This window comes from Nostoc sp. (assembly GCF_036916985.1).
GTDB lineage: Bacteria > Cyanobacteriota > Cyanobacteriia > Cyanobacteriales > Nostocaceae > Nostoc.
In genome coordinates this window covers 223852-250089 of sequence record NZ_JBALFD010000014.1, presented here as the reverse complement: position 1 = coordinate 250089, position 26238 = coordinate 223852, and the positions used below count along the sequence as shown (strand labels likewise).

The following is a 26238-nucleotide window of genomic DNA, read 5'->3' as shown; positions in this document are numbered from 1 at the left end:
AAAATAATTAAAAGAGATAACCAGGGCGTAGGAAGTCACTTATGCTGCTGACAGGTATATGTTCAACTTAACCAAGTTGGCGTTTGATAAGTATCAATCGCATTTGGTCATAAGTAATTTCCTATCGCTCTGGTGTTTTTTTTGGCGGTGAAGTTTCGCCAAAAGTATAAAAGTAAAGGGCTTTTTAAGCCTATAACAATTGTTACTGTTTTGTTGTATGAATCGACACAATTTTTACTAGCTTTCAAAAAAATGTCAGGAATAATACCTCTATCCTAGTGTATAGATATAAGCTTGTCTCAACCGCCGTACCATCTCTCGACGCACCTCATTTTGAACGCGGTTTCCACGCCGCCAGTGTTCTAACTGAATATTATCAACATAGAACCGCACAGAAAATTGCATCGCAGCACCTTGGATATCAGTTAGCTGAACTTGTGGTTCTTTCCAAGCAGTATTAGACTCTTTGAAACTATCATGCAGCCATTCGACCAATTTTAAAGAGTAATCATCTAATCTGGTTTCATCTACTCCAGGATTTGAGAGTTTCTGAAATAATTTATTCAGTTTAATTTTTAGAAGTTCAATTTTTTGTTCCCATTCGTCTGGTAAAAGATGTTGATCTTCAATTACTAAATCAGGATCTTTTAACCAAGCTTGATACCATTGGCGAATCAAGCCAATCAAAGTTTTTTTCTCAGTCTGTTCTTGTTCTTCTAGGTGCGATCGCAGACGTTTTCCTTTATGTTCTGTGATGACTACTAGCCCGATAGTGTTCAATATTTCTAGATAGTTTTTCTGGAGAGTTTTCAGTTCTTCTGAATTCAATCCACCTTTTTCTAATTTCTTAATTTCCTTAACTAAATCTTCAAATGCTTGTTCAACTTTTTGCAGTTGGCTGTTTACGTCTTTTTCAACTAATAAACGCAGCCGTCCGGCTTCTTTTTTTGATAGATGATCGCCCTCGGCTTCTCTCAATGCCGCAAAACTATCTAAATGTTCAAGTTTTTCATCAAGATTACCCAATGTGTCTGGATGACCGAGAATAATTTGTTGCAGAATTTTTGTTGCTACCACTGCATCAGCGTCAACTCTAACTGAAACTTTAATTGTATAAGCATAGTGAGTTGTAGGACGACTGAGATTGACTATATTTTGACCTCCTAAAGTTGTGTTTGGTGTATATACTTCGCAATGCTCGTTAATTAGATATAGTTTTGTCACCCGGATGCCAATGTGTTTAATAATTGCAATTGAACCATCTGGCATGGATATGACATCTCCAAATCTAAAAGGTGTATCTACTAATAAAACTAGACCACTAAAAAAATCGCTTAAAATATCTTTTACTGCCAATCCTAAGACTACAGTAATACTGCCTATTGCTAACCCAATTCCTGTTAAATCAATCCCAAGAGTGCTGAAAAATAGAGATATTCCAATTATATAAGTGATGACTGGGATAAAATTTTGTAGTAGTGGAATTAATACGTCATCCCAAACAGCCTCCGTTTTCCGGGCGTAGTCTTTTAAATAGTAAACTCCTGCTTCTGTAAACAACAAAGTTATGCCATAAGTAAAAGCAGCAATTAGGAAAGCCGTGAGTCCTCGATCGATCCAATTAATAATTTTGCCCGATCCTAGTTGACTAAGTGAGAGTTTTAGAATGACAATGATAAAAATAGCGATCGCAGGGATTTGTAAGATCCCCAAAATAAACAGGGCTGTATCTTTTTCTGCACGACGAAAAAATGAGCGTAATATATAAAACAGTAATATGTAAAGTACAAAGGCAACAACTATGGATGCACCGAATGTATAGAAAAAAGAACTAATTTGCGCGTCTGTTGGTGAAGTCTGAGGTGGTGGTACTACGGAAGATTTTGATGCAGATTCAGCCGCTTGGGCGATGAGGGTATAATTCATTGTTGTCTACTTCAAGTATTGCTAATAAGTTACTTTGCAAATTTGAGATTTACTAAATAAGAAGCAGCAGACAAAATCGTTAATTAGTGTTTGTGCCCCTAAACCCACAACTATCCCAGCAATTCCAGTACCGACAAGTATCGGATCTGGATCAATGCCTACAGTATACAAAATGAAAACCGTAGTGCCGAGGTAAATTAAGTATTGTAAAAAACTACGCAACAGAGAAACGAGTGTCAGACTTCTACTTCTTTGAATCTCAGTCAGATTTTGTTCTTTGAACAGCACCTCTTCAATCAGTAAGTAAACAATCTCAAACAACACACGACTAATGAAGATGATGCCGATGATTTTGATAATTCGCTGGTCAAAAATTGCGATATTGGCAATTAACTGCACCTGCTAAATTACCAATGTTGCCATGCAGACATAAATTACAAATTCTAAACACCGCTTTAAAAAGGGTATCAGGTGTCGGAGGCGATCGTAGAATCTCAGAAGGTTATCAGGGTTGGAGTATCTAATGCTGAGAGCATTTAGACTATCAACGATCGCAGCGACTCCTTTGAGTATCAGCAATCCAAGAGTTAAAAATCCTTAACCGGGCAGTATTGGAAAAGGGGGTCTTCCAAGCTGTACTATGCCTTTAATTATGAATTAGTAATTATTCAGTCAGCATCCTTACAATCCATCTGCACCACACAATTTCTTCCTTGTGCTTTTGCTTGGTAGAGTCCTTGATCAGCAGCAGCAATTAAGGTTTCAGGAGATAATTGGCTATGAGGTATGATGGTTGCCACGCCAAGACTTAGGGTGATGAATTCACTAACATCAGAATGAGGATGAGGCATTTGTAATGCACTAATATTGGTCTGAATATCTTTGGCAACTGCAATAGCCCTTTCGATATCAGTATTCGGCAAAATGACTGCAAACTCTTCTCCACCATAACGAGCAACTAAATCTGCGGGGTGTTTCACTGTCTGAGAGATTGCCTTGGCAACCTGTCTAAGTGCATCATCTCCTGCCAGATGTCCATGCGTATCGTTGTAGAGCTTAAAGTAATCGACATCACACAAAATCAAAGATAGCGCGCCTTGTTCTCGTGCCAATCGTTGCCACTCTGCCTTTAATGTGTCATCAAAGCAGCGTCGATTTGCCACCTGAGTTAGACCATCTAAACAGGCAAGGCGCTGTAATTCCTGGTTGGCTTGTTGTAATTGGTGGTAAAGTTCTGATTGTTGAATAGCGATCGCAGCTTGACTAGCTAACTGGTTAAATAAGTTAATTTCCGATTGCTGCCATTGTCTGCTGTTATGGCATTGGTGAGCAATCAATAATCCCCACAAACGCTCTTGCTGCAAAATTGGCACCACAAGATTGGCCCGGATTTGCAGACTTCGGAGGAGGTCAATATGACACGGCGATAGTCCCGCAGTTTCAATGTTTTCCATCGCTCTGGTGTTACCTTCTTGGAAGTAAGCTGCACGTGTGGATTTAAAGCACGTATCCATGACGTGAAATCCCAAAATGGACATACATCCTTCTGCTAAGGATTCTACAGCAACTAACCCACTCCAGTCTGTCTGAAACTGGTAAATTAGCACTCGGTCTACTTCAAACAATTGTCGCACTTCGGCTGCTGTGGTTTGCAAAATCTCGTCCAACTCCAACGATTGGCGAATGCGCTGCGTCACTGCTGCCACAATTCGCTCAGACTCGTTTTGGTGTTGAACCTGCTCAACTACCTGAGAATTTGCCGATGCTATAGTTAATGCGATCGGATCAAAGTAAGGGGTTGTAGTAATAGGCACTGCACTGGGTTTAGCAATCAAATAGCCTTGAGCAAGATTTGCACCTCGTTCTCGCAGCCAGTTCAATTCCTCAATGCACTCAATTCCTTCAGCAACGGTTTGGATGTTTAATTTTTGAGTAATCTCTAGAAGCTTCTCAGTAATCGAAGCTTTGTAAAGGTCTTTATGTACATCTCGAATTAACTCCATATCCAGCTTGATAAAGTCTGGGCGTAACTGATGCAGCAAGTTTAGGCTGGAATAGCCAGAACCAAGGTCATCAAGGGCGACTAAAAACCCAGCATTCCGGTAGTATTGTAGCACTGCCTTGAGGTGGGCTAAATCTTGAGGACTATCTGACTCCACGACTTCAAAAACAACGCGATCGTGCGAAATTCCGGCAGTATCAATTGCCTCTACTGTACTACGTAGGCAAAAAACTGGGTCATAAAGTGACGTTGGTGAAAAATTGATGAAGATGTGCCCACTCACTTGATGGCGGCTGAATTGATTGATTGTGCTGAGGCGAGCAACTTGGTCGAGTTGTGGTATCAGTCCGGCTTCGGTTGCTAACTCTATAATTGCTGTCGGTAGTACTAAATTGCCTTGTTCATCCAGTCCCCGTAAGAGCGATTCATATCCAAAAATCTGCGATGTATCGTTAATTGAAACAATTGGTTGGAAGTAACTGGTGAACCGTTCTGCTGCTAACATTTCAACCAGCCAGTCGGATTGGTTCAACTGAATGAAGCGTTGTAATGAGGCTATGTCACTAAAATCGTGGATTTGAGGTTGGGTAGTACCTCGAATGAAAAGGACTTGTGTTTCTTTTAATTCTCTTGGTGCAAGTAGTTTGGCCAGGTTACGGGCAATTTCTAGAGACTGTCCGGTTCTACACTTCAAACTCAAACCTGGCCGCTCTTGCATCAGTTCATACTCAAGGGCAAACTGCTCTAAGTAGGAGGTGACTTTTGTCAGGGTATGTGGAACAGGGAACCAGAGAAAGAGCCTACCTGCCTCCTGAGTCCGGCAGCGTGCAACATTGCGACAAGCGCAGGTTTTGGAGATAGGACATATTTGGCTCATAGCTAACTAATTTGCTTAATCCAATTTAGTTTATTATTCCCACTATTGTTACTGTAAAAGATAAACTACCCTTCAAATACATAAAGATTTGATGAGTTAAGTAAACTGAATAATTTAGCTGAGTAGGTAGCTTACCAACACTTACCAAATTTTATACTACATACTCAAGTAATTGCCGATATGTTTTGCGTAATCAAGCAAAATAATCATGAGTTAGATCAATAATGTAAGTTACAAACTAAAGGTATAAGTAAGCCATAATCGAAATAATGTTTATCTTGATTAATTAAGAGTAAATACATATTCATCAAGAAGCAATTTAGCCTCAGTAAACAACAAAAACTCTCAAATAATTAATAGTCTGAAAATGTTTTGAATTTTAAATTGACGTGAGTTCGACGAACCTCTCCCTGCCTTGAACTTTAGTTCAAGTCTGTCCCTCTCCGACTCGGAGAGGGATGGTTTTGCGTAGTAAAACCTTCTTAGAGGTTGTTTGATTGAGCAAATTGGGTAGATATTATATGAGCAATAGAATTCACGTTAAATTGTTAAAAATGACTCACCTATAGTCATTCATTTACGCGGTTTATGCAAAGCAACCAAACACTCAGTTATTCCAACTTCTGCCAATTAGGCTTGCAATTGCCTTGACTAACTCATCTGGTTCGACGGGTTTGGATAGATGCTTTTTAAAGCCTGATGCGAGTGCTTGTTGCTGGTTGATTTCGCCTGCATAAGCAGTTAAAGCGATCGCGGGAATTTGTCTGGCTTGTTTTGCCTGCAATACTTTAATTTGCTGCATCAGCATATAGCCATCTGTCTCTGGCATCCCAATATCACTGAGCAGCATATCTGGTTCTGACCCTGCCAATACTTGCAACGCTTGTTTTGCTGATGTCACAGCAATTACCCTTGCTCCAGCTTGCTCTAGCACAAATGTGTGGAAGTCACGGGTATCATCGTCATCATCCACAACTAAGATTTGGATGCCTGCAAGAATTTCAGTCGCAGAAGCAGGATTTAATGCAGTAATATTTATGTCTGGTTTTGGGGGTAAATCTTTCTTAATTAATGGTAGCCTGACTCGGAAAATCGCTCCTTGCCCTTCACCTAAACTTTCGGCTGAAATTGTTCCACCATGTAATTCTATTAAATGACGAACAATTGCTAACCCTAACCCCAAACCACCAAATTTTCGGGTTGTTGTGCCATCAGCCTGACGAAAATATTCAAACACATAAGGGAGAAAGTCAGGGCTAATTCCTTTACCTGTGTCGCTAACAGTAATCTGAGCTTGAGTGCCAACGCGCTCTAGTTGAATATCAATTTTCCCTCCTTCAGGAGTGAATTTAACAGCATTCGATAAGAGATTCCAGATAACTTGTTGTAAACGACTAGAATCACCTAAAACTTGCCCGAATGAAGCATCTAACATTGTCTGAATTTGAATATTTTTAGCTTCTGCTGCCAAACGCACTGTTTCCAATCCCCCCTCAATCACAAGCACTAGATTGACAGGAAACATCTTGAGGTTGAGTTTGCCTTGTAATATTCGGGAGACATCGAGCAAATCTTCAATTAGTTGAGCTTGTAATTTAGCATTCCGCTCGATGGTTGCGATCGCTTTCTTCATGGCTGCGGTGTCAAATTCACGAGTCTGCAAAAGTCTCGCCCAACCAAGAATGGGATTGAGAGGCGATCGCAATTCATGAGAAAGCACTGCTAGAAACTCATCTTTAATCCGGTTGGCTCTTTCGGCTTCAGTTCTAGCAGCTTGCTCAAGTTCTAGGAGGCGATCGCGTTCGGCTTCTGCAACTTTGCGTTCTGTAATGTCAATTACTGAGCCAATATAACCTTTAAACTCACCATCCACCCCAAACCACGGATTAGCGGCATCAAAGCAGGAGCGATATTCGCCGTCTTTGCGCCGCAAGCGATACTCCATACGAAAAGCCGAATAACTGCTACTAGCTTCCAGAAAAATATTCCTAACGTCATTGCTATCCTCTGGATGTACAGCATTTAACCAGCCAAATCCCAGACCCGTTTCCTCGTTTTGACCTGTAAAGTCGTACCAACTTTGACTGAGATAGGTGCAGTAGCTATCGGTGTCTGTCACCCAAACCATGAACGGGGCGTTGTCCGCCATGTTGCGGAATTTTTCTTCGCTTTGCCGAAGGGATTTTTCTGCCTGTTTGCGATCGCTAATATCTGTAGTAAAAATGCTTACTCCTTCTGCAAAGGGGTAGACGCGATTCTCAAACCAGCGCTGCCAAGTAGGATAAAAGTATTCAAACTGAACAACAGTTTGTTGTGCAAGCGCTTGATGAATCTGAGTATAAAACTCGCTGTTGACCACATCTGGAAAAACTTCCCAAATGATCCTACCTAGCAAATCTTCCTTTTGGATACCAAGAACTGCTGCTACCTGGTCATTGACAAAGCTATAACGCCACTCTCGATCCAACACATAAAACTGATCTTTGATGCCAGCTAGGACAGTCTCTAGGTGTGCTTTCGCCACCTCAGCTTCAATTCGCAATCCTTGTTCGCGTTCCATTGCCTCTTGGCGGAGACGAGCCATTTTGAGGGCTGCCTCTACCCGCGCCAACAATTCACGAGCAGAGAAGGGTTTAATCAAATAATCATCGGCTCCCGCTTCTAACCCTTCCACCCGTGCCTCTTCCCCCGCCCGTGCCGACAACAGGATGATGGGAACTTTTTGCGTCTGCGGATCGGCTCTTAATTCTTGCAGCAGTCCAAAGCCATCTAATCCAGGCATCATCACATCTGTCAGTATCAAGTCTGGGACACGCTCACGAGCAGAATCCAAAGCCGCTAAACCGTCTGGCACTGATTCCACCTCATACTGCTGACTTAATAGCCGTTTGACATAATCGCGCATGTCTGCATTGTCATCAGCGAGGAGAATTCGGGGGATTGGGAAAGGTGGGGCCCCCTCTGGGGATAAGGGGTAATGGGGATTGGGGATTGGAGATTGGGAAAACTCTTGCCCAGTTTCCCATTTTCCCAGTTTCCTTTCCCCAGTCCCTAGTCCCCATTCCCCACTCCCCTCTTCCGGTAGCCAACGCATAGCTTCTTCTAAATATGGGGTTGCACCTAATGCGGTTGAAGCTAAAGTTCTAGGGGCACTAATTCGGTCTGGAGGCAAATGAGCATATCCTGTGGGAATTGACACAGTAAAGCAACTGCCTGCACCTAGAACACTAGTGACATCAACTCTTCCACCATGCATTTGCACCAATTCTTGCACCAGTGACAATCCAATTCCCGATCCTTCAAAAGTCCTTCCTTGCGCCCCTTTGACGCGGTGGAATCGTTCAAAAAGGTGGGGGATTTCTTCTGCTGGGATGCCGATTCCTGTATCTTTGACTGCAAACTCAATATGGTCGTTTGACCACTGCAAACTGACCGCAATTTCTCCAGTCATCGTGAACTTAAAGGCATTCGAGAGTAGGTTAAGAACAATCTTTTCCCACATCTCCCGATCTATATATACTGGTTCTGGCAGGGAAGGACAATTGACTAATAACTGCATTCCTGCCCGTTCTACTGCTGAACGAAATACACTAGCTAGTTCTGCGGTGAAGGTGGCAAGATTGGTGGGTTCATAAGAAGCTTGAACCCGTCCGGCTTCTATGCGCGAGAAGTCTAGCAAGCTGTTGACCAGTTTCAGCAGCCGGAGTCCGTTGCGTTGCACCATTTCTAACTGCTCTAGTTCTTTGGCTGGAAGCAGAGTGGCACAATTAGTTAAGGTGTCTTCTAATGGCCCCAACATCAGGGTAAGTGGGGTACGGAATTCATGGCTGACGTTACTAAAAAAGACGGTTTTCGCGCGATCGATTTCTGCCAAGGCTTCAGCGCGTTTGCGTTCTTCTTCGTAAGCTTGGGCGTTAGCAATGCTGGCTGCAATTTGAGCCGCAACTAAATCGATGAATCCTTGATAATTATCGTCGAATAGCCGGAAGGGGTTCAAACCAGCAATTAGTATACCAGCTTTTCCCGTTTGACCGGATGGGGCAATGGGGACTGCGATCGCTTGATGGGGCGATCGCTGCCAAACACCACAAGGTAAACTACTAAAAGACACTTCCAAATCGGAAATCAGTTTTGCCCGATGGGTTTTGATTACTTCTGCAAAGGGCCAAACCGCATCAGCATCGAGAGCTACTGTTTCTGGAACTGCTAGATGATTTTGCTCGATGCGACACGTTCCAGCCAAAAAAACTTCCTGCTTATCTGGATCAACCAGATAAATCATTGCGAAAGGGAGATCGTAAGGGTTGCTTTCCAAACAACTCGCACTCAGCGTACAGGCTTCATCGAATGTCCGCGCGTCTGCCGTCCTCGCCGCTAGTTCGCGCAAAAGTGCCAACTGACGCTCACCGATAATTCGCTGCGTGTCGTCTGTGTTAGCGCAGATAATCCCACCTGTATCGCCCTGGTCATTAGGAACTGGGCTATATGAAAAAGTATAATAGGTTTCCTCTGGGTAGCCGTTGCGCTCCATAATTAGCAGCAGCGCTTCGTCGTAAGTGCCCTCGTTCTTCAGCATCGCTGATTCGGCTCTAGGCCCGATCTGATCCCATATTTCCCGCCACACGTAGGCAGCCGGTTGCCCAAGTGCTTCTGGATGTTTGCCGCCAATAATAGCCTTGTAAGCGTCATTGTAAAGGTTAATCAGTTTCTCGCCCCACCAAACAAACATGGCTTGACGGGAAGTTAGCATAATCCGCACGGCAGTCTTCAAACTCTGTGGCCACTGCTGTGTTGGACCAAGGGAAGTTTTTGACCAATCCAGTTCTCGCATCCTAGCACCCATTTCACCCCCGCCGAGAAGTAAATTTACGTCGGCGTTTCTGGCTGACGTTGACTCGTTCTTCATTAATTCCTCTCGATTGGTCATGCGTCGGTTACAAGCTACATTTGCGATCGTCTTTTAGGAAAATCCTCTAGAAATTAGACGTTTATGCTTCTAAACAATCATTTTAGAGGATATCTAAGGGTATATACAGCGTTAAATGCTAACTCTGTTGTGACTTTTCAAAGGATTGAAATAGTCTTTTTGGGGCAAGTTGCTGTTTTGACTATTTTTATTGTCACCTTTATATCATCAATATTCCCAGCTACCAAGGCAGATTCTCATTCAGAACTCACAAAACTATTCTTATAAGTATGTTGGCTGAATAATTTGACTATGTTCACCTGACTCATTGAGTAGGCTCATAATTCGCAGTATTGCTAAAAGAGAAGGTGTTACATATCCATTTTTCCACCAATTAATTAATTGTTGAGAAGTGATACCAAACTCAGTAGCAAAACTTTCTTTGGACAGATTTAACTCTTGCCGTCGGGCATGAACTAGTTTGTCAATATTAGGTTGCTTTGCCGCAAGTAAATTTATACTCTGAGGCATATAGCTCAAAAAAGTTTATAAAGCACTAGATATTATCAATTTTTACGACAGAGTGTTCTTTTTCGTCTATTATTCTTGAGATAGAGATTGTGATTAAGTTAGAACATCACAAATTTTATCATAAAATTAATTTATCGTTTCAAGAAAAAAGAATATTTGATTTTATTTGCGAAGTCGCTTTATCCTAAAATCAGTAGAGATTTGAACTTTGAACAAATACAAACTTGGTTTGCGATTAATAAAAATAATAAACAGGATAATATTTAAATGCTAGAGCAGCAGATTGATTGCCCCACCAGACCTAAGACAAGTGCAATGATCATGAAACTTTTCCAAATCAGTTTAGTGGTCTTAGTACTTTTGATCAACTTAGCAGTTGCTTTCCCCTCTTGGGCAGAAAGTACGCCTTCTTTGACTAGCAATTCTAACTACTTTGAAGTTGGGCAAAAAGTTATTTGGCTTTACAAGCCTCGCGCAGATTCTAGCGATGTCCAAAGAATTCCCGCCGAAATAGTCAAGTTAAGTTCCAAGCAAGTGCAAATTAAGGTATACAAACATAACAACGAATTTGTCAATCGTTGGGTAAATCCAAACAAGCTTGAGAGGTCGCAAAAAGTGAAAGAGTCGGTATTCTAAAATATGAGAAAAATTCAATGTATATGAAGAAATGTAAATTAGCTGTAGGGTGTGTTATGCCGTAGGCTAACGCACCTGAGATTTTTGATGGTGCGGCGCTTGGCGACAACACACCCGACAAATACTTAGATTTTTTCAGAAATCAAATATGATTCCTATAGGTACAAAACTTTTATTTTTTGTAAATCAAAAAAACTGAACCAATCGGCCCAAGGTTTTCTACATAAGTTTTCTGGTTGTAATACAATCCTGGAGACATACCGCCATCAAATAAAATCCCTTCTTGAATCTGACCTAAACAGTTATTGCTAGCTATACCTTCTAAGACATTATCAAACATATCTGGTAGTAATTCTTGATTAACTTGAGATAACTCAATATCTGAATTAGCTTTCAAATCATTAACTAATAGAATTACATAACCTTGATTAGTAATCGCTGCCAGAGAACGATTTTTAGCATTTTTACAAGCAAATTCTCCCAAGTCTTGACAAATATCTTTAAATTTACCCTGACGATAAAATCTGCCATTACCACCCACTAAATTATAATTGAGAATATCGTTTTTTCTTCTGCCTGTTTGGATAGTAGCCTGTCGCTGGTTGGGTATACCTCCTGATATGCCAAAGGAAGAACGCTTATTTTTAAATGCTCCTGAATACTCTACGCCACGAGAAACATTTAAGCCCTGTGGTTTATCATCAGTACCTATATAGTCAGCATTAATCGCAGCAATGGGTAGCTGTCCGTTTAATTTGGCATTTTCATCAGCGATGAGTTCATGAAACTGCTTTGCTACATATTCTTTACGCAATTTACCCTTAGCATCTTTGGCGTAGAGTTTATGAGATAGACCAAGATTAACTTTGAAATCTAATTCTGCTGATTTGGGATTAAAAATAATCACATTATTAATACCTCTGGGATTTTTTTTACCTTGATTATTGGTTTTAAAAAAATCAATACTGAACTTGGCATCTTTGCCAGGACAAATTTTAGATGTTTTTGAGACTGAATTTGCTTCAATTTCTTGACAACCTGATAATAAGCTTGCACCGATTATCAAGATAAATAACAAAAATAATTTTTTTGTAGACATATAATGCAAAAAACCGCTACAGAATTACTATAGCGGGGAATAATTTAAAATTTCAGTCTGGAGTTAATCTAAGCCAAAACTTAAGGAAACCATTCTAAAACAGCTTCTTCTTTGGTGTTAGTATTGCGAGATGGTGTTTCACGATTAAACTTCATTTGAATTGATCGGGTTTGTTCACCATCAGCAGCTACAGCCAAAATCGGATAGTCAATTAAACCATCTTGGAAGGACATCTGGAAACGGAATGTTCCATCTGGGTTTAGCTTAATTGGACGGCCACCAATGGTTACAGTGGCATCAGGTTCGGTTGCACCGTAGACAATCAATTCAGCATCGGCAATTAACCAGAACTTGCGTGGACGCACTGGTACAGCAGAAGCCGAGAAGCCAACACCTGATATTCCTGCACCAGAAGCGGTTAAGCCAGACGCCCACAGACCAACACCAGAGGGGAAAATGTAGGAACTGAGAGCTTGTTCGGGACGCGCTAAACCTGGTACTTGATGCTGAGAACCAAAGATAGAACCAGCAACCCGTAGCGCTTCGGCAGATTCGGCTAAACCAAAGATTTGGTCGTAGATGGGGTTGCCGTTATTCAGGTTGCCGTTATTCACAACAGTATTACCATTGGCGGTGGCGGTAGCTGCAACCTTCTTGGCAGGGGGAACTAGTTCGTACTGAGTCTTGCCACGCAAATCTTCTTCTTCAAAGTTGACAGTGATGAAGACATCCTCTATCCAGTCAGAAGGATAGACGGGTGGGATGTGTACTCTCGATGAACGAGCTAGTACTAACCAGCGACCATCAGCAGCACGATAGCCAATATCGATCACATAATCGCGATCGCTAACTGGAACTGGTAGATACCATTCTCTAGCTAGTTCATCAGCCGGATATTCTTGAATACTGTGGGGACTTTGGTATTCGATATTAATGTCGGTGACATCATAAATCCGCAGTGCGAGTTGTTGTCCCCCTTGGCGGCGCAGTTCCTCTTTGTGTTCATTGGGAACATCCCAGTAAGTGTAAGCCCACTGAGGATCGCGCGGTAAGAGTACAATCCGGCTGTCACCATAGCCAGATGGCAAATCTGCCAGTCCTTCATCAACATCAGCCAAAGATCCACCAGTACGATCTTCCTGACCTAATTCAAACTTTGCAGCTTCCACGGTTTCTTGTGCCTCCAATGAACGAGATGGACTGAGTAAATTTTTGCTGCGCTGGACTTCTTGTATTGATGCCAGCAGTTGTGATTTACGCATTCGGCTATAGCGAGAGATGCTATATTCGCTAGCAACTTTGCGTAGTTGGCGTAAGGTCATCTCCTCTAGTGGCGGGCGTTCTTTTGCCATTAATTTGGCCTCCAGTAGTTTAAGCGGTAAATGATTTCCCCTGGTTAAAGAATGCTATATAAAATGTCATCCACTCCAGATGAATTTCTTATCCTGACTCCTGGTTTTGCCCAGTTTTTAAGTTTTTTAATCTGTTTTTAAATTGAGGTAACATCCTTGCAATTCCTGATCGTGCCAAAATTAGCATTTCTTTGGGATCGTGAGGAGTTCTGTTTGTTAAGTCAATATTAACCACTAAGCATATCTAGGGATCAAGGGGTAAGAAGTAGGTTTTTTGCCTGTTTCACGAATCTATCAGCCCTTCCGGGATCGTAATGTCATGTTTTCATCACATTACTGGCGAGTCTAAGATTGCAGCATCGCCATAATATAGATTTTTCATGACATTAAGCTGTAGGTTAGCCAAAAACCTCAATCCACTCAAAGGGATTGGGAATTTGCCCAATGACTAACGACTAATCAAATTTTGAAACTGTCTATATTCATCGCAGCTAAGTTTTTGAGCAGAAAACTCGAAACCCAAACCAGAAGCGCTATAGTACCGCCTCCCAACCCCTAATGCCTAATAACTAATCAACTCCACTGCATCTCGTCCATCGAAATTTTGTAAGTAAACTTTGACAATTTCTTCTTTAGCAGTAGGCAACTTCTTGCCAATAAAATCTGGGTGAATTGGTAATTCTCGATGACCCCTATCTACTAATACGGCTAAACGAATCACCTCTGGTCTACCGTAATCGTTAACTGCATTCAAAGCAGCACGAATTGTCCGTCCTTTGAAAATCACATCATCCACGAGTACAACTGTTTTGCCTGTAAGGTCAAAGGGAATTTCGCTTTTCGTTGGAGTCCGCAATCCAATTTTGTCAAGGTCATCTCGATAAAATGTAATATCCAAAGCGCCGACTGACACGGCTACACCTTCCAGTGTCTCAATTTGACGCGCCAGCAATTCAGCTAATAACACACCTCTGGTATAAATACCAATAAGCACCAGTTGAGACAAATCACGCGTCCTTTCGATAATTTGAGAGGCCAGTCGAGTTAAGGTACGACGGATTTCTTCAGATGAGAGAATTTCAACTACTTTGGCAGACATAGCTACAGACTGAAGATATGGGGATTGGGGATTGGGGATTGGGGATTGGGGATTGAGGAATAACTAATACTTCTCTATGAGAGGCTGCGGCAACAGCAAGGCTCAATATAATTGCTTAATGCCCTATGCCCTATTCCCTATATTTATCATTACCGATTTGGGAGCATTAAGAATATAGCGATCGCTATCCCTAACCATAGCAAAAAACAATATCGAGTTAGCTGTAAAGCATTCTGAATAGAAGTTATAGTAATCGGATAAATAGCATCTCCTAGCAGTGGTTTGTACTTTGCTATCCCACGATACCAATTTGTACCCCCCATTTGCACACCCAAAAAAGCAGCATAGGCGCATTCACTCCAGCCAGAATTGGGACTAGGATCGTTAACTGCATCCCGACGACAAATTCGCCAAAGGTACATCGGTTTACCCGATAACAATGCCAGAGTCACGACTGTTAACCGACAAGGTAGCCAAGTTAAACAATCTTCTAACCGCGCACAGAACCATCCCAAATAAGTATAAGGTGCTTCTCGGTAGCCTACCATTGAATCAAGGGTACTGCTAGCTTTGTATGCTAAAGCCAAAGGAGTCGGCCCAACAACTGGTATAAAGACACCAACAATTGCATAAAAAAGTGGAGCCATGACCCCATCAGTGGCATTTTCTGCAACCGTTTCTAAAACGGCTCGCGAAATTTCTGCTTGTGAAAGGTTTTGTGTATCTCGGCCAACATAATTACTTAAAATTTTCCGAGCCTTCTCCAAATCTCCTGTTGTTAAAGGTTGTAAAACAGCCTCCGCTGCTGCGTGCAAACTTTTGCCAGCAAAACAACTAGCCAAAAGAATGCTATTTACTGCAATTCCCAGCAGTGGATGAACCAATCGGGCAATTTGAATTATCAAAAAGCCAACAAGCCCGCTACCAATTATCAAGATAATACCTAGTACAATTCCAGCTAGGCGTTGTGTTAGAGAATTTTGACACAATTGGAGAGAAAATTTGCTCAGGCGAGAAATTACCCACCCCATAACTTGCACTGGATGAGGCCAATCCCAAGGATCGCCAATTAAATAATCTAAAAATGCAGCAATTATTAAGATATAGATATTATTAGTCATAAGTCACAAGTCTTGGATCAACCAATTTTGGATTTTGGATTTTGGATTTTGGATTGACCCCGACCACGTTAACGTAGGTTACGAAGTCTGGGTACTTGGCTCTTGAGCGTCGGATTTGAAATTGAGGATTTTTGATTTGTTCCGCCTGCAAAAGCGTTGCGAAACAGATTAACGGGCAGGGTATCAACCAAAAAATCTAAAATCTAAAATCTAAAATCTAAAATTCGTAGTCAACATTTGGCTACTGACTCTTGACTAAACCACAAAACTAGCCTCTTCTCCAAGGGAAGCTTGCCAACTACGAGCATCGTAATAAAGGTCTGCTAAAGTAATACTGTACAGAGCTTCTTTGAGCTTTTGGTTGAGTCTCTGCCAAAGGCTAAATGTTACCCAATCTTCAGCTTGTGTAGGTGCTGGGGTGTGATGGGGTAAATGGCTAGTCTCACCAACTGCCTCTAAAATTTGTCCTATAGATATTTGTGCAGGCTCTCTTGCCAATTGGTATCCGCCAATGCTACCACGAATTGATTTGACTAAAGATGCACGACGCATTTCTATTAGTAGTTTTTCAAGATAAGGAGCTGGGATATCTTGGCGTTTGGCGATCGCTCTCACAGATGCAGGTCCATATCTTGGCTGTAAACTTAAATCTAGCAACGCCTTCACACTATAGTGTCCTCTGGTAGTTAGTTTCATTTTGGTAAGCTTTGTTGTTTATCCTTTGTAAATAACCAATAATCATTGGGCAATGACTAATACTTCTCTATGAGAAGCTGCGTCAACGGCAACGCTCAGTAAAAGTTACAAATGACCAATGATTAATGACTAAGGATCAGTTTTGCTTATCATTCTGTGACTCAGTTATCATCCTCAGCAACTAGACAACCTTTTGAGCGTTAGTTTAGAAAACTTAAAACTTATACAGTCTAGCAGTAATTCACAAACTATATATATAGTTATCAGCATTGGCAGCATTCTCTAAAATAGATTGTCTTGGCAATATTTGGTAATAGCATAACAATTGTGCATCTGAGTGTAATATACTTGGCTAGGTTGAGATAAAAAACTAAAGGATTATGTTCCTATTAGCTCAACCTCAGCTAAAATAAAATCGATTCAAACACTTCAAACATTCATTTTCGACCTAAGTTGATGCCTAAACTGAAAAAAATTGAACCCCTACTCGGTGAAGAACTGCTCAAAAAAGTCAAAGAGCTAGAAAACGAGAGCAAGGAAGATAAAGCCAAGAAGTGCGGCTACTATACCGTTACCAAAAATGGTATAGAGCGCGTCAATATGATGAAGTTCTTAAATGCCCTGATTGATGCTGAAGGCATTCAGTTGGACAGTACACCCAGCGCTAATGGGCGTGGTGGACGTAGTGCTAGCTATAGAATTAGTGTGCAATCGAATGGTAACTTACTTATAGGTTCAGCTTATACAAAACAGATGAATCTGAAACCAGGAGATGAATTTCTGATCACTTTAGGCAAAAAGCACATTCGTCTAAGACAGGTAGATCCAGAAGATCGGGAAGATGATGAAGCTATAGAAGCCACAGCTTAATAAATTGTCATTAGTCAATACTCCGTTGTCATTTGTCCTTTGTCATTTGTCCTTTGTGAAAAACAATGACTATAAACAGTCATTAGTCAAGTGCCATTTGTCCTTTGTGAAAAATAATGACCAATGACTAATGACTAATGACTATATCTGTAGTAGGTAAGACTGGTAAATAGTGGCGAAGTGCCTTGCGCGTAACTGCTAAATTACAGGTTAACGCAATTTGCTCTTTTTCTAGTAAACCCAAAATGAGATCGGGTTTGTCTCGTGCTATCACTGGTAATTGATGCAAACCTCGAAGACTCATTCTGTCTAAAGCTTCAGATAATAATTCATCTTGCCAGGCATAGAGAATTTCAGTAGTACAAATGTCTATGAGGGTTTGACTGGATAAATTATCTGGAATTTCAGTTAGCGAATTTGGGTATGTTTGCCAAAGATCGAGGGCACGGTTAATATCTTCTAGAGAGAGTATACCAACTAATTGCTCTGCTTCATCAATTACTAAAGCACTGCGGACGCGATCGCGTGTCATCTCCACAGCTGCATCTAGCACCCCAAGAGTTGCAGGTAACTTTTTTGGACAGGGGTACATGGCATCTTCTACCAAAAGTTGCTGCACAATTTCTGCTTGTTCATCTTTCAATTCTGAAAGACCAATTTGTTGTAAGTTAGAGTTAGAGTTAAAAGTTGGTTTAATCCTTTCCACTAGCCAAACACTCAAGCCCACAGCTGCCATCAATGGTAAAACGATGCGATAGTCACGGGTTAATTCAAATAGCATTAAAATAGCCGTTAACGGCGCTCTAACACTAGCAGCTAACACTGCTGCCATTCCCACCATTGCGTAAGCTGGGGGAGCCGCCATTTGATCGCAAATTGCCGGGAATGCCACAGCCAAAATTTTGGCATAAGCCGATCCAAAAGAAGCACCTAAAAACATTGCTGGTGCAAATAAACCGCCGACGAAACCACTACCTGTACTAATTGCAGTCATCAGTAGCTTCACCACCAACAGCACGACCAACAGATAGAGTGGAAACTCTACATCCTGAAGCATTGCTTCTACAGTTTCATAACCGACACCCAGAATTTGCGGAAATTTCAAAGCAACTGCGCCAATAATCACACCGCCAATAATTGGATGAATCGGTTCAGGAATTCGTCCCAAAAAAGCAAAACCTGGAACCTTCCCAGCAAAGCAGGCTTTTGCTCCCCGAATTGATTGAGTATAAGCCAGAGAAACTAGGCTAGCCCCTAAACCCAAGCCAAGGTAAAGGGGTAATTCTAAGGGGCTGCGAACTTGGTAAACAGGTAAATCAAAAGCAGGTTGTGTCCCCAAACCAATTTGGGCAATCAATGCTGCTACCACTGCCGCTAGTAGCACCACACTGACAGCAGAAGTAGCAAAAGATGTCGCTCCCATCACCACCTCTAGAGCAAAAAATACTCCAGCGATGGGAGCATTAAATCCTGCTGCCAGTCCAGCCGCCGCACCAGCACCTAATAGCAAACGTTGTCGTTCTTGAGATACTTTGAGAATCACAGAGAACAACATCCCAAAATTGGCCCCAATTTCGACACTCGGCCCCTCTGGCCCCAAAGAAGCGCCACTCCCCAAAGAAACAGATGCAGCCAGCATTTTTGTAACTGGTCGTAGTGGTCGCCTAATCTCCGTTCCTTGAGAGGCGGCAATCAGAGATGAAAGTCCAGGACCAAAGTCTTGAGTGCGCCAACGCATCAAGCCAACAATTAATCCGCCAAGGGTGGGAACGCAGGCTAAAGTCCAAGAACCCCAGACGCCAATTTGACCCATTAAATTTTCTAGCATCAGCTGGTGAATCAGCTGAATTAAATAGTGAAAGGTAACTACACCCATACCAGTACCACCGCCAATCAGCACGGCTAAAAATAATACGACGGTTTCTGGAGATGGTTGAAAACGATTAATTAGGTGAGCTAAAGGAGTAGAAGGTGTAGGAAAGGCAGGTTGTTCCGTTACCTTCCTCAGTTGAGTGGCAGGCAAGAGAGTCATTGAGAGGCGGGGTAAATGTAAGAAAAAATTTAAATTTTTATCTGTTACTTCTCATTGTGAGCCATTATTTAGCAACCGGACAAGTAGACTTGATTTGCTTGATTTACAAAGCTTTAGCTAAAAATGTCATTGTGCAAAATTTTTGTGGTGAGAATGGTTAAATGGGAGACAATTATTATTTGAGGGTCAGCGATGCTCAGTTTGGGCAACGCCAACACTATTCTTTCTAGAGACAAGAAAGTTTCTGTCGGCTGGGTGGACTCACCCGTAAACATTAACTAGGAGTCATCCTTGCTTAAATCTAGCTATACTCGTGTTGCGACCATTGAGCCATCCTTGGTAGTAATAGAATGTATGTATGGTTTATGCCTGATTTCAGACCATACATTGATCCCAAGTCAGTATAGCTATTGTTATAGAGCGAGTAAATGGACTAGGCGGACGAGGTAAATGAATATACACACTTTTGATAATCATTATGTTACTTGCCCAATTTGCCAAAGAAATGCTACGCCCAAACCAATTAAAACCCGCATGGGCTTGTTTTGCTGTCCCTATTGCCAGGAACGGCTAGTAGTTTGCCAAAGTGGTCATTATGTCCGCGATCCGTTTACTTGGAGACAAATGATGATTTCTTCGGCGCTACGTCGGCAAAGCCGACCTTTAGCGAGGATTATCAGAGATTTTGTCCTGCTCAAGCGCCCGATGGTGGCACTAGCTGTAGGAAGTGCGATTTTCTTTGGTGCGATCGCTCTTACTCAAGAAAGGATAAGTTACGATCCCCAAATACTTCCCACAACAGAGAAAGTTAATGAACCAGGAAACAAATCTCAGTAAATGGATTAATTTGGTATAAATCAAATTCTACTTTGATTTTTGTAATATTATAACTAAATACTCCGATAAAACCGTGTCTTGTTCTCCCAAAATAGGACACGGTTTTATATTACGTCTACTTAAAGGATATCCAACAAATAAATTATCCAATCTTGTGGGGTAGGCGAGACTGCTAACTCACAAGAAGTAGTTGAGTATGAACTGTTATAAGATAAAAATAAAATACCTGAAAAATTACTTACTTTAACTTAAGTTCGCTAACAGTGTTTTCTCTGTTAGTGGGTCGTTTGCTTTAGATTTTCATTATGAATCATCTTTTAAAGGTGATTTAGGAAAGGCTCATAAGCGGTAACTTTATCTGGAACGTCGAGCCTTTACCCTCATTGCTCATCACATGAATGTTTACGAGTCAGGACTTGCTTAGGATGACGCATGAAGTACTCTAGCAACTGAAATTCTTGGCTGGAAAGGGATACGATCGCTCCTTGTCGCTCCAAAATTAGTCTATCGAGATGAAGTTCGAGGTCTGCCAAGCAGAGGGTGTCTCCTTGCCAGAGGGGCGATCGCCTCCTCAATGCCCGCACCCGTGCCATGAACTCTACGATATCAATCGGTTTAACGAGGTAATCATCAGCTCCGGCATCTAATCCTATGACTTTATCGGGTGTGGTATCTTTTGCCGTAATCATTAATACGGGAGATGTTTTTCCCGCCGCCCGATACTGTTGACACAAACTCACTCCACTAATCCGAGGTAACATCCAATCCAAAATTAGTAGGTCATATTCTTTTTCAGCCAAAAGCCATTGAGCGGTTTCACCATCCTTGACACCATCGACGCTGTATATCACCGACGCTATCAAGTGAGCCTCAATGGAGAGAAAAAGCAAAAGCATCGATAGAGGGGCAAGGTATCACTAATCAAGGTCGTGTACGTTCAGACAACATTGCAAATAAGTCATGTGATGGATTGTTATTCCGGTCTCAACCCGAAATATATTTGTATCAGGCGTTTAAGGCTCTTGGTGTTTCCTTTGCACCGCTTCCAGTATTTATTCGAGGAGGTAAAGATTATCGCCGTATTGAACCAGATTTTGTAATTATTAAAGATGGACTAATAATGATTATCGAGGTTGATGGTGATACTGTTCATCGAGAAACGCCCGCGGAAGCCCATACTCGTTTAACCATGTTCACTCACGAGGGAGCTATTTCAGAACGGGTATTAGCAAGTGAATGTAGCACACCTGAAAATGCTAAAAAATGTGCATCTCAATTACTGGAAATCCTTAATAAGAGAAGGAAAGCGTAATCACTCAAACACTATGTTAGTAATTGATTAAATAGCCATCTACCCCTCCTTGTTGAGAAGTAGATTACCATATTCTCGAATTAGTAGAATAGATTACAAAACCTATGGTAATGATTAACTAAATCTCAATCCTTCTATTGATGTGTTTTCTACTATTATCTTTGCTATACCAGGTATAGATGCTAAATAGAAAATCCAGGTATCACCAGTATGTTCACTATATGTCCAATCTCCTAATGGTTCACCTTCAGTAGTGGTGACTTTGTATATTTTCCCTGGAATCAACGATATATTTATAACCATAATTTGTTAATACAGAAGTTGATACAGCTATTTCAGGATTTTAATAGATTTTTAACTAGTTATCATTTATACAATAAAAATTCAGTTTACAAAGGCTTATTTTTGTTTCTTATTTGCGCCCAATTTTATAAACAAATCCCTGATTAACACTATTTAGGCATTAATTATAATCTATGCCTTGTCAAATTCTTCATCATTCATATCTGGGATTCAGACTAGACTTGTGTATCTAATGAAGTAGTCGTAGTTTGATTAATGCGTTCTGCCTTGGTTTTCAATGTTTGGTTCATGGCTTCAAACCCTTGGCGAACGTCGATATTTAATCTACCGGCTAGCAGAGGTACTAGTAAGCCGTGGAAAGATTCTTGCTGAATGAAGCGGACGCGTAGCCTGTCGTAGACATCGCTTGCTAACGGTTCAATAATAAAGCTATGTTCAACGTCAAATAATCCTGGTATCAAAAAGTGCCATAACCAGCGCAGTTGGCGATTAGGTTCTACCGTAATCACCGTAGGTCGAAAGGTGACAATATCTCTACCCGGAGGCTGAAAGTGAACGGTTAGCTGTGCCCCTTCACTCGGCAAACCACTAATTTGACGAATAAACAGATTCCAATGTGGAAAACTGGCAAAATCAGTAAGTAGGTTCCAGACTTGCTCATCGGATGCCTGAATTTCAATTTCAGTGTAGATTTTCATGGATATGAGTTGATAGAAAAACCAGAATTAAAACGGTTGTTTCTGTTAAAAATAACCCGATGTATTCTAGTCCTAGTAATCGAGTTACCCAAAGATTACGAGTGAAGCTAGATAAAGCAGTGGGAGAAAATAACTTGAGTTTCCTACCATAAAATAAACCATGCAAAGTTTCTTTGGTGGACTACAAGAAAACTAGATTGTTTCTTGTAAAACATAATAAATACTATTCGTAGAAAACTCACATTTGAACAGCAAAATTCTGGTGGTTGGTAGACAGTTTTGAAGGAACTACTGACCTTGAACAACCAGGACGGAACATGGAGCGTGATGAACTACGTGATTGCTCACACTTCCTGCTAAAAGTTCGGCAAATCCTTTAAATCCTCTACGACCAAGCACAATCAAATCTGCTCCCCAACTCCGGGCTAAATCACAGATGTTAGTCCCAGGTTCTCCTGTTTGATAACTGGATTCAGCCATAATGCTTTGTGTTTTCGCTTTCTGATAGTAGAACTGGAGTAAACTTTGTGCCTGTTGTGTTTCTATTTCTAGGTCTACTAAATTCACAGTGAGTTGACTAGAAGTTGCTAGCTCAATGCTGTGACAAATCATTAACTGAGCAGCATCTCTTTGGGCTAACTCTAGCGCTTTTGCAAACACTGTTGCAGTAGCAGGTGAATCATCGACTGCTACCAAAATCTTCTGAAAGCTCATATCTAGCTCCAATAATCAATTACTTCATTCACATTTGTTGTCTTTTAGCTTGAGGGACAAATGTGATTTAAAAGTGAAATTAAGTAAAATAAACGATTTATTCACTTTTCGTTCACATTCATCAGTAATCCTGGGAAAGAAGCAGAGAAACGAAACTAACCCAACTGACACTTAAAATGAATATCCGAACTAATACGGTTCATACTCACACTATAAAACTATAGTTTTTTACTATTTGGAGATTAATAAAGCTTCGTTTTAAACTTACTGATTTTTATAGGAGATGTTGTGATGAATTTCAGTCCAGTTAAAAATGCGATCGGCATCATTTCTACCCGTCAGGCTGCAACACAGGTGCTTGATGAACTTAGAGCCATTGACTTTCCCATGCAGAAAATTTCTGTGTTCACTTTAGACTCTGAAGACGAAAAGTTGCACGAGGATACTAATGCGGGTAAACATCCCATAACTCCTATCGAAGGTGCTAAAGCAGGCGCAATTACAGGAGGAACTACCGGAGGTTTTCTGGCAGTAACAGCCGGACTTGGCGTATTAGTTATTCCCGGTTTTGGCCCGGCATTAGCGGTTGAATCTGTGGTGGGTACACTGCTGGCGGGTGGTGCGAGTGCGATTTTTGGCAGTGTTTATGGCGCATTTCAAGGTTGGTTTGCTCCCGAAATGCAAGCTAGACTCTCTGAGCCAACCACCTGTCAAGAAAAATAGAGGGAACAACAGATGAAATCTGGCAAGCAGAATCGATTCTCCGTGACTGGGGTGTGCGGGAATGGCATATTTATGAACTTAGCAAAAGATTCTCGTAATAACACCAATTTGAAAAAAGAAAGATACAGATTCAAACAGAGAAATTCAGATTAAATCTGTTAATTACTAATTATTTTTTGGAGACAAAAATGACAGCAAATACGATCGCTACAAATACTTTTGCCCAGACAACAGAAGATTTACTCAACTATGAATGGCATACTCTGAGCGAACAAAAGGTTGTGCAAACGTTAGCCAGCCATCCAGAAGCAGGTTTGAGCCATGAAGAAGCTACCAAACGACACCAGCAGATGGGTGCAAATGAACTGACTGCTAAAAGTGGAAAAAGTTCTTGGCTACGATTTTTAGAGCAATTTAATCAACCACTACTATATATTTTGCTGACGGCGGGAATGGTGACGCTGCTGCTGCAAGATTGGCTAGATGCGGGAGTAATTTTTGGTGTCACCCTAATTAATGTCATCATTGGCTACATTCAAGAAGCGAAAGCAGAAGGTGCGATCGCTGCTCTATCCAAAGCTGTCACTACCGAAGCAACTATAATTCGCGATGGTCAAAAAACCCGTCTGGCTTCGACTGAACTTGTTCTGGGTGATTTGGTATTGCTGGCATCTGGGGATAAAGTACCTGCTGATTTGCGGTTATTAAGTGTGCGTGGGTTGCAAGTTGATGAGTCTGCCTTAACAGGCGAATCCGTTCCGGTGGAGAAAGCAACAGCATCAGTGCCTATCGAAACACCATTAGCCGAACGCAGCAATATGGTGTATGCCGGAAGTTTCGTCAGTTTTGGACAGGCAGAAGGGATTGTCGTCGCGATCGCAGATGCCACTGAAACCGGTCGCATCTCGGAGTTAATTGAAAGCAGCACCAATCTAAAAACACCACTGACGCGAAATATTGACAAGTTTAGCAAAAGCTTGTTGTATGTCATTTTAGGTTTAGCTGCCCTGACATTTGCAGTCGGATTAGGACAAGGCGAATCTTGGATTGATGTTTTCAAAGCGACTGTGGCTCTGGTAGTCAGCGCGATTCCCGAAGGATTACCTGCGATCGTTACCGTCACTTTAGCGATCGGAGTTTCCCGGATGGCACGACGTAAGGCGATTATTCGCAAGCTACCAGCTGTGGAAACTTTGGGAAGTACCACTGTTATTTGCTCTGACAAAACGGGGACGTTAACTGAGAATCAGATGACGGTTCAAAAGATTTATGCAGGTGGGCAACACTACACTGTTAGCGGTATTGGTTATGCCCCAGACGGTGAAATCCTAATGAATGGACAGCCTGTTGATTTCAATGCAGATGGACATATTGCTCTTTGGGAATCCCTGGAAGCAGGATTGCTGTGCAATGATTCTCATATCGAATGGGGAGACGGACAGTGGAACTTAGTAGGAACCCCAACTGAGGGAGCATTGATTGCGGCTGCCAATAAAGCGGGAATGACGCAAGCGAATCTAGAGCAATTACCCAGAATAGACACCATTCCCTTTGAGTCTCAATTCCAATACATGGCGACTTTGCATGAATTAGATGCAAAGCGATCGCTGAATGTGATTTATCTCAAAGGTTCTGTAGAGGCAATTCTCCAACGATGCGATCGCCTGCTCGATGCTCAAGGACAACTCGCTCGTCTCCATCCTGCCGCAGTGGAACAAGAAGTTGCAAGCATGGCAAACCAAGGGTTACGAGTGCTAGCTTTTGCCAGCAAAGAAGTTGCCACTAAGCGATCGTTGGATCGTAATGATATCGATCGAGGACTGGTGTTTCTGGGACTTCAAGGCATAATCGATCCGCCGCGTGAGGAAGCGATCGCCGCAGTAAAAGCCTGTCAATCTGCCGGGATTCAGGTAAAAATGATTACAGGCGACCACGCACTAACAGCAGCGGCGATCGCCCGCCAAATGGGAATTTGCTCGACTGAAGCACAAGTTTTCACCGGACGGCAATTAATTCAGATGGATGAAAAAGAATTCGCCCAAGCAGCTAAACAAGGTATGGTATTTGCGCGAGTTGCCCCAGAACAAAAATTGCATCTGGTGAAAGCGTTGCAGTCTCAGGGTGAAATTGTGGCCATGACTGGAGATGGTGTCAACGATGCTCCCGCCCTCAAACAGGCAGATATTGGTGTAGCGATGGGCATAGCTGGGGCAGAAGTTGCCAAAGAATCGGCGGATATGCTTCTAACTGACGATAACTCGCCTCAATAGAAGCGGCTGTGGAGGAAGGACGTAGTGTTTACCGCAACTTGCGAAAAGCGATCGCCTTCTTGCTGCCGATCACGGTATCCGTATTCTGGCTGAACCCTATCACAGCTAAGTAGGTGGGTGAGAAAATTTATCACTATGTCATTGCGTTCGTCCTTGGTAGGGGGAGTGGGGATTGCGGAGATGAAGGAGATGAGAGAGATAAGATAGCAGGGAAAAACTCTTTCCCCTCTGCCC

Annotated in this window: 19 protein-coding genes and 2 pseudogenes; 6 read left to right on the top strand and 15 right to left on the bottom strand. The window is 41.9% G+C overall.

The window, feature by feature from the left end; genetic code table 11:
* Positions 1-270 precede the first annotated feature (270 nt).
* From V7L07_RS04640 to V7L07_RS04615, 6 genes are all read right to left on the bottom strand, one after another.
* On the bottom strand, positions 271-1926 hold the full coding sequence (locus tag V7L07_RS04640; protein WP_335055508.1) for a mechanosensitive ion channel family protein: 1656 nt from the start codon (positions 1924-1926) through the stop codon (positions 271-273).
* Between the two features lie 21 nt (positions 1927-1947).
* Positions 1948-2325: a hypothetical protein gene (locus V7L07_RS04635; protein WP_335055506.1), complete on the bottom strand. Its 378-nt coding sequence runs from the start codon at positions 2323-2325 to the stop codon at positions 1948-1950.
* 3 nt (positions 2326-2328) lie between these two features.
* The gene (locus tag V7L07_RS04630) at positions 2329-2505 is read right to left on the bottom strand and encodes a hypothetical protein (protein ID WP_335055504.1); all 177 of its coding nucleotides are present in this window, start codon (positions 2503-2505) and stop codon (positions 2329-2331) included.
* Positions 2506-2594: 89 nt separating this feature from the next.
* Entirely contained in the window at positions 2595-4805 is a 2211-nt protein-coding gene (locus V7L07_RS04625) for an EAL domain-containing protein (RefSeq protein WP_335055502.1), read from the bottom strand.
* 607 nt (positions 4806-5412) lie between these two features.
* A complete protein-coding gene (locus tag V7L07_RS04620) occupies positions 5413-9711 on the bottom strand; it encodes an ATP-binding protein (protein WP_335055500.1) in 4299 nt (1432 codons plus the stop codon).
* 282 nt (positions 9712-9993) lie between these two features.
* Entirely contained in the window at positions 9994-10242 is a 249-nt protein-coding gene (locus V7L07_RS04615) for a helix-turn-helix domain-containing protein (RefSeq protein ID WP_335055498.1), read from the bottom strand.
* A 321-nt stretch (positions 10243-10563) separates the two neighbouring features.
* On the opposite strand from V7L07_RS04615, the gene V7L07_RS04610 reads away from it, so the two are divergent.
* Positions 10564-10878 carry a hypothetical protein gene (locus V7L07_RS04610; protein ID WP_335055496.1) on the top strand — a complete coding sequence of 105 codons (315 nt, stop codon included), beginning with the start codon at positions 10564-10566 and terminating at the stop codon, positions 10876-10878.
* A 172-nt stretch (positions 10879-11050) separates the two neighbouring features.
* On the opposite strand, the gene V7L07_RS04605 is transcribed toward V7L07_RS04610, so the two are convergent.
* The 5 genes from V7L07_RS04605 to V7L07_RS04585 all read right to left on the bottom strand — a co-directional run bounded on the left by V7L07_RS04605 (position 11051) and on the right by V7L07_RS04585 (position 16245).
* Positions 11051-11977 carry a phosphodiester glycosidase family protein gene (locus tag V7L07_RS04605; protein ID WP_335055494.1) on the bottom strand — a complete coding sequence of 309 codons (927 nt, stop codon included), beginning with the start codon at positions 11975-11977 and terminating at the stop codon, positions 11051-11053.
* Between the two features lie 80 nt (positions 11978-12057).
* Entirely contained in the window at positions 12058-13329 is a 1272-nt protein-coding gene (locus V7L07_RS04600) for a DUF4912 domain-containing protein (protein ID WP_335055492.1), read from the bottom strand.
* Between the two features lie 562 nt (positions 13330-13891).
* A complete protein-coding gene (gene pyrR, locus V7L07_RS04595) occupies positions 13892-14428 on the bottom strand; it encodes a bifunctional pyr operon transcriptional regulator/uracil phosphoribosyltransferase PyrR (RefSeq protein WP_335055489.1) in 537 nt (178 codons plus the stop codon).
* A 149-nt stretch (positions 14429-14577) separates the two neighbouring features.
* Positions 14578-15549: an adenosylcobinamide-phosphate synthase CbiB gene (gene cbiB / locus V7L07_RS04590; protein ID WP_335055487.1), complete on the bottom strand. Its 972-nt coding sequence runs from the start codon at positions 15547-15549 to the stop codon at positions 14578-14580.
* 255 nt (positions 15550-15804) lie between these two features.
* Positions 15805-16245: an Rrf2 family transcriptional regulator gene (locus tag V7L07_RS04585; protein WP_292853777.1), complete on the bottom strand. Its 441-nt coding sequence runs from the start codon at positions 16243-16245 to the stop codon at positions 15805-15807.
* A 456-nt stretch (positions 16246-16701) separates the two neighbouring features.
* On the opposite strand from V7L07_RS04585, the gene V7L07_RS04580 reads away from it, so the two are divergent.
* The gene (locus V7L07_RS04580) at positions 16702-17115 is read left to right on the top strand and encodes an AbrB family transcriptional regulator (RefSeq protein ID WP_179068863.1); all 414 of its coding nucleotides are present in this window, start codon (positions 16702-16704) and stop codon (positions 17113-17115) included.
* A 127-nt stretch (positions 17116-17242) separates the two neighbouring features.
* Here the strand turns inward: V7L07_RS04580 and V7L07_RS04575 are convergent, their stop codons facing one another.
* Positions 17243-19147: a chloride channel protein gene (locus V7L07_RS04575; protein WP_335055485.1), complete on the bottom strand. Its 1905-nt coding sequence runs from the start codon at positions 19145-19147 to the stop codon at positions 17243-17245.
* Between the two features lie 450 nt (positions 19148-19597).
* Here V7L07_RS04575 and V7L07_RS04570 point away from each other — a divergent pair, with 450 nt between their 5' ends.
* Positions 19598-19984, top strand: a complete 387-nt coding sequence (locus tag V7L07_RS04570) for a hypothetical protein (protein ID WP_335055483.1) — start codon at positions 19598-19600, stop codon at positions 19982-19984.
* Positions 19985-20388: 404 nt separating this feature from the next.
* Here the strand turns inward: V7L07_RS04570 and V7L07_RS04565 are convergent.
* Positions 20389-20880, bottom strand: a pseudogene (locus V7L07_RS04565) (response regulator transcription factor); the annotation flags it as partial.
* A 104-nt stretch (positions 20881-20984) separates the two neighbouring features.
* Here V7L07_RS04565 and V7L07_RS04560 point away from each other — a divergent pair.
* Positions 20985-21296 (top strand): hypothetical protein, encoded by a 312-nt coding sequence (locus V7L07_RS04560; RefSeq protein WP_335055481.1) that lies wholly within the window; start codon positions 20985-20987, stop codon positions 21294-21296.
* 518 nt (positions 21297-21814) lie between these two features.
* Here the strand turns inward: V7L07_RS04560 and V7L07_RS04555 are convergent.
* Both V7L07_RS04555 and V7L07_RS04550 read right to left on the bottom strand, forming a co-directional pair.
* Positions 21815-22297 (bottom strand): SRPBCC domain-containing protein, encoded by a 483-nt coding sequence (locus V7L07_RS04555; RefSeq protein WP_335055479.1) that lies wholly within the window; start codon positions 22295-22297, stop codon positions 21815-21817.
* 288 nt (positions 22298-22585) lie between these two features.
* Entirely contained in the window at positions 22586-23011 is a 426-nt protein-coding gene (locus V7L07_RS04550; RefSeq protein ID WP_335055477.1) for a universal stress protein, read from the bottom strand.
* 291 nt (positions 23012-23302) lie between these two features.
* Here V7L07_RS04550 and V7L07_RS04545 point away from each other — a divergent pair, with 291 nt between their 5' ends.
* Together V7L07_RS04545 and V7L07_RS04540 are read left to right on the top strand one after the other, a co-directional pair.
* On the top strand, positions 23303-23734 hold the full coding sequence (locus tag V7L07_RS04545; RefSeq protein ID WP_335055475.1) for a hypothetical protein: 432 nt from the start codon (positions 23303-23305) through the stop codon (positions 23732-23734).
* Positions 23735-23922: 188 nt separating this feature from the next.
* Positions 23923-26075: pseudogene (locus tag V7L07_RS04540) on the top strand (cation-translocating P-type ATPase); the annotation flags it as partial.
* Positions 26076-26238: the final 163 nt, after the last annotated feature.

What these genes read in the sequence shown, in the direction of transcription:
- V7L07_RS04570 (WP_335055483.1), top strand. Translation starts at nt 19,598, where the DNA reads ATGAATATACACACTTTTGATAATCATTATGTTACTTGCCCAATTTGC.
- V7L07_RS04625 (WP_335055502.1), bottom strand. Translation starts at nt 4,805, where the DNA reads ATGAGCCAAATATGTCCTATCTCCAAAACCTGCGCTTGTCGCAATGTT.
- V7L07_RS04600 (WP_335055492.1), bottom strand. Translation starts at nt 13,329, where the DNA reads ATGGCAAAAGAACGCCCGCCACTAGAGGAGATGACCTTACGCCAACTA.
- V7L07_RS04580 (WP_179068863.1), top strand. Translation starts at nt 16,702, where the DNA reads ATGCCTAAACTGAAAAAAATTGAACCCCTACTCGGTGAAGAACTGCTC.
- V7L07_RS04615 (WP_335055498.1), bottom strand. Translation starts at nt 10,242, where the DNA reads ATGCCTCAGAGTATAAATTTACTTGCGGCAAAGCAACCTAATATTGAC.
- pyrR (WP_335055489.1), bottom strand. Translation starts at nt 14,428, where the DNA reads ATGTCTGCCAAAGTAGTTGAAATTCTCTCATCTGAAGAAATCCGTCGT.
- V7L07_RS04640 (WP_335055508.1), bottom strand. Translation starts at nt 1,926, where the DNA reads ATGAATTATACCCTCATCGCCCAAGCGGCTGAATCTGCATCAAAATCT.
- cbiB (WP_335055487.1), bottom strand. Translation starts at nt 15,549, where the DNA reads ATGACTAATAATATCTATATCTTAATAATTGCTGCATTTTTAGATTAT.
- V7L07_RS04620 (WP_335055500.1), bottom strand. Translation starts at nt 9,711, where the DNA reads ATGAAGAACGAGTCAACGTCAGCCAGAAACGCCGACGTAAATTTACTT.
- V7L07_RS04550 (WP_335055477.1), bottom strand. Translation starts at nt 23,011, where the DNA reads ATGAGCTTTCAGAAGATTTTGGTAGCAGTCGATGATTCACCTGCTACT.
- V7L07_RS04575 (WP_335055485.1), bottom strand. Translation starts at nt 19,147, where the DNA reads ATGACTCTCTTGCCTGCCACTCAACTGAGGAAGGTAACGGAACAACCT.
- V7L07_RS04585 (WP_292853777.1), bottom strand. Translation starts at nt 16,245, where the DNA reads ATGAAACTAACTACCAGAGGACACTATAGTGTGAAGGCGTTGCTAGAT.
- V7L07_RS04605 (WP_335055494.1), bottom strand. Translation starts at nt 11,977, where the DNA reads ATGTCTACAAAAAAATTATTTTTGTTATTTATCTTGATAATCGGTGCA.
- V7L07_RS04610 (WP_335055496.1), top strand. Translation starts at nt 10,564, where the DNA reads ATGAAACTTTTCCAAATCAGTTTAGTGGTCTTAGTACTTTTGATCAAC.
- V7L07_RS04545 (WP_335055475.1), top strand. Translation starts at nt 23,303, where the DNA reads ATGAATTTCAGTCCAGTTAAAAATGCGATCGGCATCATTTCTACCCGT.
- V7L07_RS04555 (WP_335055479.1), bottom strand. Translation starts at nt 22,297, where the DNA reads ATGAAAATCTACACTGAAATTGAAATTCAGGCATCCGATGAGCAAGTC.